At 63.4% G+C, this 7,908-nt stretch carries 5 protein-coding genes; all 5 read left to right on the plus strand.

Going from position 1 to position 7,908, the window contains the following annotated elements; genetic code table 11:
- Positions 1–115: 115 nt before the first annotated feature.
- A complete protein-coding gene (locus tag KUA11_RS15870) occupies positions 116–883 on the plus strand; it encodes a TVP38/TMEM64 family protein (protein ID WP_254454986.1) in 768 nt (255 codons plus the stop codon).
- Between the two features lie 127 nt (positions 884–1,010).
- Entirely contained in the window at positions 1,011–2,294 is a 1,284-nt protein-coding gene (locus KUA11_RS15875) for a multidrug effflux MFS transporter (RefSeq protein ID WP_217411899.1), read from the plus strand.
- 72 nt (positions 2,295–2,366) lie between these two features.
- The gene (locus KUA11_RS15880; protein ID WP_217411901.1) at positions 2,367–4,604 is read left to right on the plus strand and encodes an ATP-binding protein; all 2,238 of its coding nucleotides are present in this window, start codon (positions 2,367–2,369) and stop codon (positions 4,602–4,604) included.
- A gap of 174 nt (positions 4,605–4,778) precedes the next feature.
- Positions 4,779–5,306: an adenine phosphoribosyltransferase gene (locus KUA11_RS15885; RefSeq protein ID WP_217411903.1), complete on the plus strand. Its 528-nt coding sequence runs from the start codon at positions 4,779–4,781 to the stop codon at positions 5,304–5,306.
- A gap of 141 nt (positions 5,307–5,447) precedes the next feature.
- Positions 5,448–7,685 (plus strand): FUSC family protein, encoded by a 2,238-nt coding sequence (locus KUA11_RS15890; protein ID WP_217411905.1) that lies wholly within the window; start codon positions 5,448–5,450, stop codon positions 7,683–7,685.
- The last annotated feature ends 223 nt before the right edge of the window (positions 7,686–7,908 follow it).

Raw genomic sequence — 7,908 nt, forward strand, 5'->3', positions numbered from 1 at the left:
ATCACGGTCGAATCCGAAAGTCGAGCCGCCTGCGCGCCCGAAGAGGTCGTATTGGACATGCGCCCCTCTACCGCGCTCTTGCAATCGCGGGCAAGGAGGTGTTACCGCGCGCGCCATGCCCGACATCGCGCCGCCAGAGCCTCCCGCGCCATCTGACGCGCCCTCCGGCTCCAAAGACATAAGGCGGCAGGGCATCGCCACTCTCCTGCGGCCCGCGCTGATGCTGCTGGTCCTTGCCTGTGGCGCACTGCTCCTGCCCTCGGTGCCCGGGTTCCGCCACCTGCTCGATGACACCGCCACCCTGCGGCTCGGCCTGAAGGGACGAAGCCTTTTTACAATGTGTGGCACGCTATGGTGCCTCTTCGGGCTTCCCCGTCAGGTGCTCTGCTTCGCCGCTGGCCTCGCCTACGGTCTGATGGAAGGCACACTGCTCGCCACGCTGGCCACCGTGATGGGAGCAGCCGCCTGTTTCGGCTGGGCACGCTGGGGCGGTCGTCACTGGGCACAACAAAGACTTGGCATCAGAGACAACGCAACGCCTCCACAGGGCTTCCGACGCCGACTCGCCCATCTCGGGCGCGCGACACAGCAGCATCCGTTTACCACCATCGTCACGCTGCGCCTGCTGCCAGTCGGCTCCTCGCTGCTGCTCAATCTCTTCGCAGGTGTGAGTGGATTACCTTTCACGCCCTTTGTCGCCGCCACCACTGTGGGCAGTCTGCCACAGACGATCATTTTCGTGCTGCTCGGCTCGGGCGTGCAGCTTGACGGACGAGGACGGATCGTGATGGCTGCGCTGCTCTTCCTCATTTCAGGGCTTCTGGGTATGTGGCTTCTCCGCCGTTCATCCACGGCAGCAGAACCACCTCAGACATACCTCTGAAGCAACCCACCCTTTCCGACACATATCTTCATCGCCCGCCTACCTTCACCCAGCGGACCCATGATCAAAACGGTCATATTTACACCGTAGGGTCTGCGACATCCTGTGCCCACATCGCGGAGTCGGCATGCCTGCCAACGGCCAGCCCAAGCTTTTTCACACCTTCCGGCCCCCCAATCCCACGGGCGCGCTGCCATGGTGGCTGCCCATCCTTCTGGGCTTCCTGACCGCTGCCGGTCCTATCGCGACCGACATCTATCTGCCGGCCTTCCCGGTCATGGTGAAAGATCTCCACACCGATCTTGCGGGCGTGCAGCAGACTCTCTCCATATGGTTTATAGGGCTGGCCATCGGTCAGCTCACGGTTGGACCAATGGCGGACCGCTTCGGTCGTCGGGCACCGCTTATCATCGGCAACCTGATCTTCGCCTTCGGCTCTGCCGTCTGCGCCGCCGCTCCCGACATCTACACGTTCTTCGGTGGTCGCTTCGTTGCCTCCCTCGGAGCCTCGGCCAGTCTGGTCATTCCCACGGCCTGCGTGCGCGATCTTGTCCCTGACGTGCGGGCGGGCGCACGCATGATGTCACGGCTCGTCATGGTCATGGGCGTGGTGCCCATCCTCGCTCCCATGCTCGGTGGCGTCGCGGTGACGTTCGTCTCATGGCGCGTCATCTTCTGGGCTTCAACGGGCTATGGCGTGCTCTGCACCCTGCTTGTGATCCGCCTCCTGCCCGAAACCCTCGCACCCGACTTACGCTCGCGACTCTCTCCCATCTCGCTGGTGACGCGCTATGTCGGGCTGCTCAAGGACCGGGGATTTCTCTCTCACGCCCTGATCGTGGGTTTCTCCACCTTCATGTCGTTCAGCTACCTGACCGCCGCGTCACCCGTTTTTATCAATGGATTCGGTTTCACGCCCCTGCATTTCTCAATGCTGTTCGGCCTGTTCGCCGTCTTCATGATCGGCGCATCCCAGCTTAACGGCATGCTCGTGAACCGCTTCAGCCCTGAGCGACTGCTCGCTGCGGCTGTCATGCTGGCCGCCGGCGGATCGCTGGCGTTGCTGGGCGTCTCGCTGTGGGTTTCGGGGCATATGCCGCTTCCGCCCGGCATTTCACTGGAAGCCGTCGTTACCATCGGCACCATGATCGTGGCCCTCGGCGCCACAGGCATCATCTACCCCAACGCCATGATGGGAGCCTTGGCCGATCACGCAAAGGTGGCTGGCGCGGCCTCCGCGCTCGCGGGCACCATGCAGTATGTCTTCGGCGCCCTGACCGGCGGCCTCATCGGAATCCTCTCCGCACAGGTGTTTCCGCGGGAGGGCAGTCCCATGCCGATGACGATCGGCATGTTGCTCGGCGCTCTGATGATGGTCGCAACCCTGCCCCTGCGTCCACGCGGGAAGTAAATCTGCGGGGTTGACGGATGCCGCCCAGTTGCGGCGACTATCACGTCTGTCAAACAACGGACGAAACACGCGATGGCACGTCATCCGGCCAAACGGGCCCATGTGCTCGCCCTCCTCGGCGCCGCACTGCTCATCGTCACCTTCGGAACTCTGGCGATGCAGCTGGGCAACGAGATGGCGCGACATGGTCAGCTCGATCGCCAGAGCGCTGGAGCCGATGCCTATATGCGCGATCTGGAACGAGAGGTCGGCACCGCGCGCATCTGTCATTTCGCGTGGCTGGCCCGGCATGAGGACAGCGACGCCACCTGTTTCGTCCATGCCATCGGCGCCATTGCCACCGCCCGCGAAGCCTTCCCGTCCGTCGTGGCCCTACAGGAACGTCTCAGCCACACCCATCCACCCAGCCTCGACCAGATGGGGCACGCGCTGGACCGTATTGCCGACTGGCAGGCCACGCCCCATGACGCCCTGATCCACACCGAAACCGACACTACGCTTGCGGAACTCGATGATGCACTGACAACCCTGAGCAGCGTGGACACTGCCAAACGCGAAGGGCGGCTTGCCGACATGCTGCGCAACACGAGCTGGCAGAAACGGCTCGACGCGCTGGGCATCGTCATCGGCGTGCTCATCATGATCACCGCCGGCTGGGTGCTCGACCGCACTTCCCTCGCCGCAGCCCGCGCAGAGGCACGCAGCCGCAACCTCGCTCTTCAGCTTCGCGCAGTGCTCGACAGCCTGACCATGGGTGTCGCGGTGTTCAGCACGGAAGGCCGCCTGCGCCACTGGAACGACCGTTTCGGCGCGACACTCGGACTGGAAGACGGCTTTCTCCATCAGGAGATGTCCTACGAAAAACTCAGCGACGCACTTGTGGTGGATGGCCGTCCGCTGCTTGAGCCTTTCACTCATGTCGAACGCGCGCTCCAACGCGGCGAATGTGCCCTGCCCGTCATGGTGGAATGTCGCGGAATCAACGGCGCCGATCTCGAACTCTGCCGCACCCTGTTCTTCGCGTCCGATGACGTGCCCGACGCCGAAGACCGCCGCGGCTTCGTGCTCACCGCCAACGACATCACGCTCCGTCTGCGCAGCGAGCGGGCGCTGGGAGAAGCGCAGAAACTCCGCGCCGTGGGGCAACTCACCGCCGGTATCGCGCATGATTTCAAAAATCTGCTGACCATCATCCTCGGCAATCTCGAACTCGCATCCGAAGCCGACAGCGCGCAGGACATGGCCCGTCGCCAGACCTGCCTCGAAGCCGCGGCCCACGCCGCACGCCGCTCCGAAACCCTGACCGGCCAGCTCCTGTCCTTCACCCGCCGCGAGAAACCCGCGCCCGACACGGTGCGACTGGCCGACATCTTCGCACTGACCAGCAATCTGCTCGCCCGCGTAATCGGCCCGCGTATCGCCGTAAACTGCGACAAGGCCGAGACCATCTGGCCAGTGCAGGTCAATCCGGCTCAACTCGAAAGCGCGCTGCTCAACCTCGCCATCAACGCCCGTGACGCCATGCCAAAGGGCGGCACCGTCAGCATCCGCGCCGCGAATGTCAGCTTCTCCACCGGCATGAACCTGCTGGCCCTCCCAGTGGACTCCGACCGCTCCCTGCGTGTCGCCTCTGACAGCACGCCCCTGCCTGCGGGCGCATGGGTCCGCATCGACGTCAGCGATACAGGGTGCGGCATGGGGCCGGAGGTGCTTCAGCAGCTTTTCGAGCCTTTCTTCACCACCAAGGACGAAGGCGCCGGCACCGGTCTGGGCATGGCGATGGTGGTGAATTTCTGTCGTCAGAGCGGAGGGCGCGTGGTTGTGGCTTCAGCGCCCGATGAAGGAACCCAGATCACACTGTGGCTGCCCCGCGCCGTCGAACAAAGGCCGTCACCCGTAAGGGAACCGGAAAGCGCACCCGCAGCGGCCACGTTCCGCGCTCTGGTCGTGGAAGACGATCCCGCCATCCGCGATATCGTGGCCACGATCCTCGGTCTGGGCGGATACCGCGTGACGGAAGCCGCCGATGGCGAAGCCGCCTTCGATCTCGTGGAAGATGCGGGCAACAGCTACGATCTCCTCGTGACCGACATCCAGCTTCCCGGCCTGCTGGACGGTTTCCGTCTGGCCACCCTGCTCCGCGAACGGCTGCCGATGATTGGCGTCGTCTGCATGTCCGGCGATTTCACGGCAGATGGCCCCCGCCCGGCAAACGCACCGCCCGCAGTCCAGCTTCTGCCCAAGCCATTCCGCCGTGACGGGCTGCTCAAGGCCGTCAGCGCCGCCATGGAAGAACGCATCTCCGCCTGACCTCACGCGCCCGATCTCACATGAGGGTAAGCGAGAGTCTTGCCCCCCACCGACACGGGAGGTAGTGTCCGCGCCGCCAGCACAGCCCCGGCACTTGTGTGAACCGGTTCGCTCCCGCCACGATGAACATCCGGCAGCGGCCCGCCCTCTCAACCCCGCTTCCGGCACGGCTTCATGAACGACGACATCGATCTCAAGCAATATATCGACAACATCCCCGACTTCCCCAAGCCGGGCATCCTTTTCTATGACATCTCAAGCCTGATGCGGAACGCGGATGCGTGGCAGCTCGCCACCTCCCGCATGGCCCACGCTGTCATGCCATGGCAGCCGGACCAGTTGGCCGCCATCGAGTCCCGAGGCTTCCTGACTGCGGCCCCCCTCGCCACACGGCTGGGCTGCGGCATCATCATGCTGCGCAAACCGGGCAAGCTTCCGGGCGAGACTGTGTCCCTGTCCTATGATCTGGAATACGGCTCCGACAGCCTGCACATTCAGGCAGAAGCCATCAAGCCGGGTCAGCGCGTGGTGGTCACGGACGATCTTCTTGCTACCGGCGGCACGCTGGCCGCCTCCATCGCCCTGCTGCGCAAGGCCGGCGCCAATGTGGTGGGCGCCTCCGTCATGATCGAACTGGCAGGACTGCGCGGTCGCGACAAGATCGATGTACCGCTTCACGCCCTCCTCACATACGAAGACTGAATCCACTCACCCGTTGGCGGCATTCCAGCCTCCGCCAACGGGGAATTGAGTTATTCATTCCGTCGATACATGCTTGAAGCACGGCTGGTGTAAGGCAAAGGCCATGACAGTCGGGTTTCGGAAGCATTACGGGGTACAAGCATGAGCGGCGGGGCCATTCCCGAAAAACACCCTCTGCTGGTCGCCCTTGAAAGCCTTCTCGCCCGCACCGGCCTGTCCGCCCCACTCATGTCCGGGTGGATGGGGCGTCTGCGCTGGCTGATCGCCCCCGATATCTTCAATTTCGGTTACGCGCTGCGAACCACTCTCGCCGCCCTCATCGCGCTGGGAATCGCGCTGTGGTGGGAACTCGGCAGCCCGCAATGGGCACCACTCACGGTGTGGATGATCGCGCAGGGCTCACGCGGCAAATCGCTGGCCAAGGCCCGATGGCATATGTTCGGGATGGTGGTGGGCACATTCGTGGCCATCGCGCTGGTGGCCGCCACGCCCCAGCAACCGCTCATGTTCATCCTGCTGCTCTCAGCAGCGATCGGCATCCTGTGCTTCATCGGCACGCTGCTGCCCGGCCCGGCCGCAATGACCAACTACCGTATGCACGGCATGCGAGCGAGCGGCTTCACCCTCACCATCATCGCGCTCGACGGGTCCGCCGATCCGCACCACATTTTCATGATCGCAGCCTCACGTGCGACCTACATCACACTCGGCATCACCTGCGAAACCGTCATCTCCTCGCTGTTCCAGTTCAAGCTGACCGAACGCGCACGCGACCGCCTGACGGAGAACTTCATCGCGGCCATGGACCGTGTGTGCCACACCCTAGCCGCCCTGCTGCAAGGCAAGCCGGACGCGCTCAACACCTCTCCCGAAATGATGGCGGCCATGGCGGCCATGGGCGATCAGATCGAGTTCGCGGAAGTGGAAATGGGCCGTCACGGCCACGAAGGCGACCACGCCCGCGCCGCGTTGGCCGGCGTGGTCAATCTCTTTTCCTGCGGCCTCAATCTCTCGGCACTGATGCGCGATCCCGCTGCCCACGGGCAACGCTGGCAGAAAATTGCCGACCGTGGGAGCAACTTCCTCCTCTCCCTGCCCGACCGTCTGAAAAATCCGTCCGAATTTCCCAACGTCATGACCGATCTGGCCGAACTCCGCGCGGCGACCCGCGTGGACGCCGCCGACTGTCTGGCCCTTGAAATGGATATGGTCACGCATCCGCCAGTGAATACGGCGCTGGAGGAGCGTGTCACCCGTGAAGGTCAGACCATTCATGTTCTAGGCGACATGCTCGACGGACTGGATGCGTCCCTCACCCAGTTCGAGGAAAGCCGCAACCCTCCCGCGCATGACCGCTTCCGCTACGGCATCCAGACATGGCGTGACTGGCATATCGCGACCGCGAACTGCCTGCGCGCCAGCGTGTCGATGTTCCTCGCGGGCGTCATCTGGATCACCACCGCCTGGCCGGACGGGTTGGTGTTCATGATGTTCGTGGGCATCGTCTGCTCGCTGTTCTCCACGCTGGAAACGCCCGCCATGGCCAGCCGCGCCTTTTTCCACGGCGCGGTGTGCGTCTCAGCGGTCGCGCTCATCATCACCTTCTGGGCTGTGCCCGCCGTGACCGTCTACGAAATGCTCGCCATGGTGCTGGTGCCTCCGATGATGCTCGGCGGCCTTGCCTTCTCCAATCCCCGCATGATCCTTGGTGCAGTCGCCTACAACCTCTTCCTGACCATCCTTATCGGTCCGCTCAATCAGGGCCGCACGGACGAAATCCTGTTCTTCAACACTGCCATGCCGCTTTGCCTTGCCATGGCATTCTGCACATGGATGTATCGCACATTCCTGCCGCTGGACCCGGATGGCGTACGCTGGAACATGCGTGTCCAGATCCTCCAGATGCTGCGTGGACTGGCGAAAAAGCGCTACATCCTCATGCCACGCGATGTGATTGGTGTAAGTGTGGAACGCATGGTCCGCCTGCTCAACACCGTGGCGGGCCGACGTGGGCCAGTGATTGACGCCTATCTGCGCGGTGTCCTGTCCGGCATGACCGTCGGTCTCGCCATCCTCAACCTGCGTGGAATCCTCGTCCGGAACGAACTCCCGCCCGCCGCCGCCCGCGATATTCAGGACATGCTCGGTCGTATGGCCCAGTTCACAGGACGCTATGGTGGGCATTATGGACGCACGGAACGCGCCACCCTGATGGCCGTGAGCGCCCTCACACATCTGGAGCAGCACGAAACCAATCTGAGCCGCCGCGTGGAAATCCTACGCGCACTGGCCAGCCTACAGGTCATCGCGGAAGAATTGGCGGAGAACCGACTGTTCTTCGACGCATCCAGTCCCTATCTGGACCCGGTGTTCTCGTAAGAGGCTGTTTCGGACGTCAGCAGCAGGAAACTGGCGAGAGATTTTATGTCTGAAAAGGCAGCCCAATACAGGGTATCGGAGCTACCCATTGGAAGCCGCCGGCCAATTTCTTGCCCATAGTCTTCCGTGACAACCACGGATTGACCGAATGTATCCGAACCGATCCAGCGCGCCGCCCTATGCCGCATTGCAGACAGGCAAGTGCCAATCGCCCCATTTCCAA

Source organism: Acetobacter estunensis, from assembly GCF_019083805.1.
Lineage (GTDB): Bacteria > Pseudomonadota > Alphaproteobacteria > Acetobacterales > Acetobacteraceae > Acetobacter > Acetobacter estunensis_A.

Excerpts from the sequence above, each read along its gene's own strand:
- KUA11_RS15870 (WP_254454986.1), top strand. The coding sequence starts at position 116 with ATGCCCGACATCGCGCCGCCAGAGCCTCCCGCGCCATCTGACGCGCCC.
- KUA11_RS15875 (WP_217411899.1), top strand. The coding sequence starts at position 1,011 with ATGCCTGCCAACGGCCAGCCCAAGCTTTTTCACACCTTCCGGCCCCCC.
- KUA11_RS15880 (WP_217411901.1), top strand. The coding sequence starts at position 2,367 with ATGGCACGTCATCCGGCCAAACGGGCCCATGTGCTCGCCCTCCTCGGC.
- KUA11_RS15885 (WP_217411903.1), top strand. The coding sequence starts at position 4,779 with ATGAACGACGACATCGATCTCAAGCAATATATCGACAACATCCCCGAC.
- KUA11_RS15890 (WP_217411905.1), top strand. The coding sequence starts at position 5,448 with ATGAGCGGCGGGGCCATTCCCGAAAAACACCCTCTGCTGGTCGCCCTT.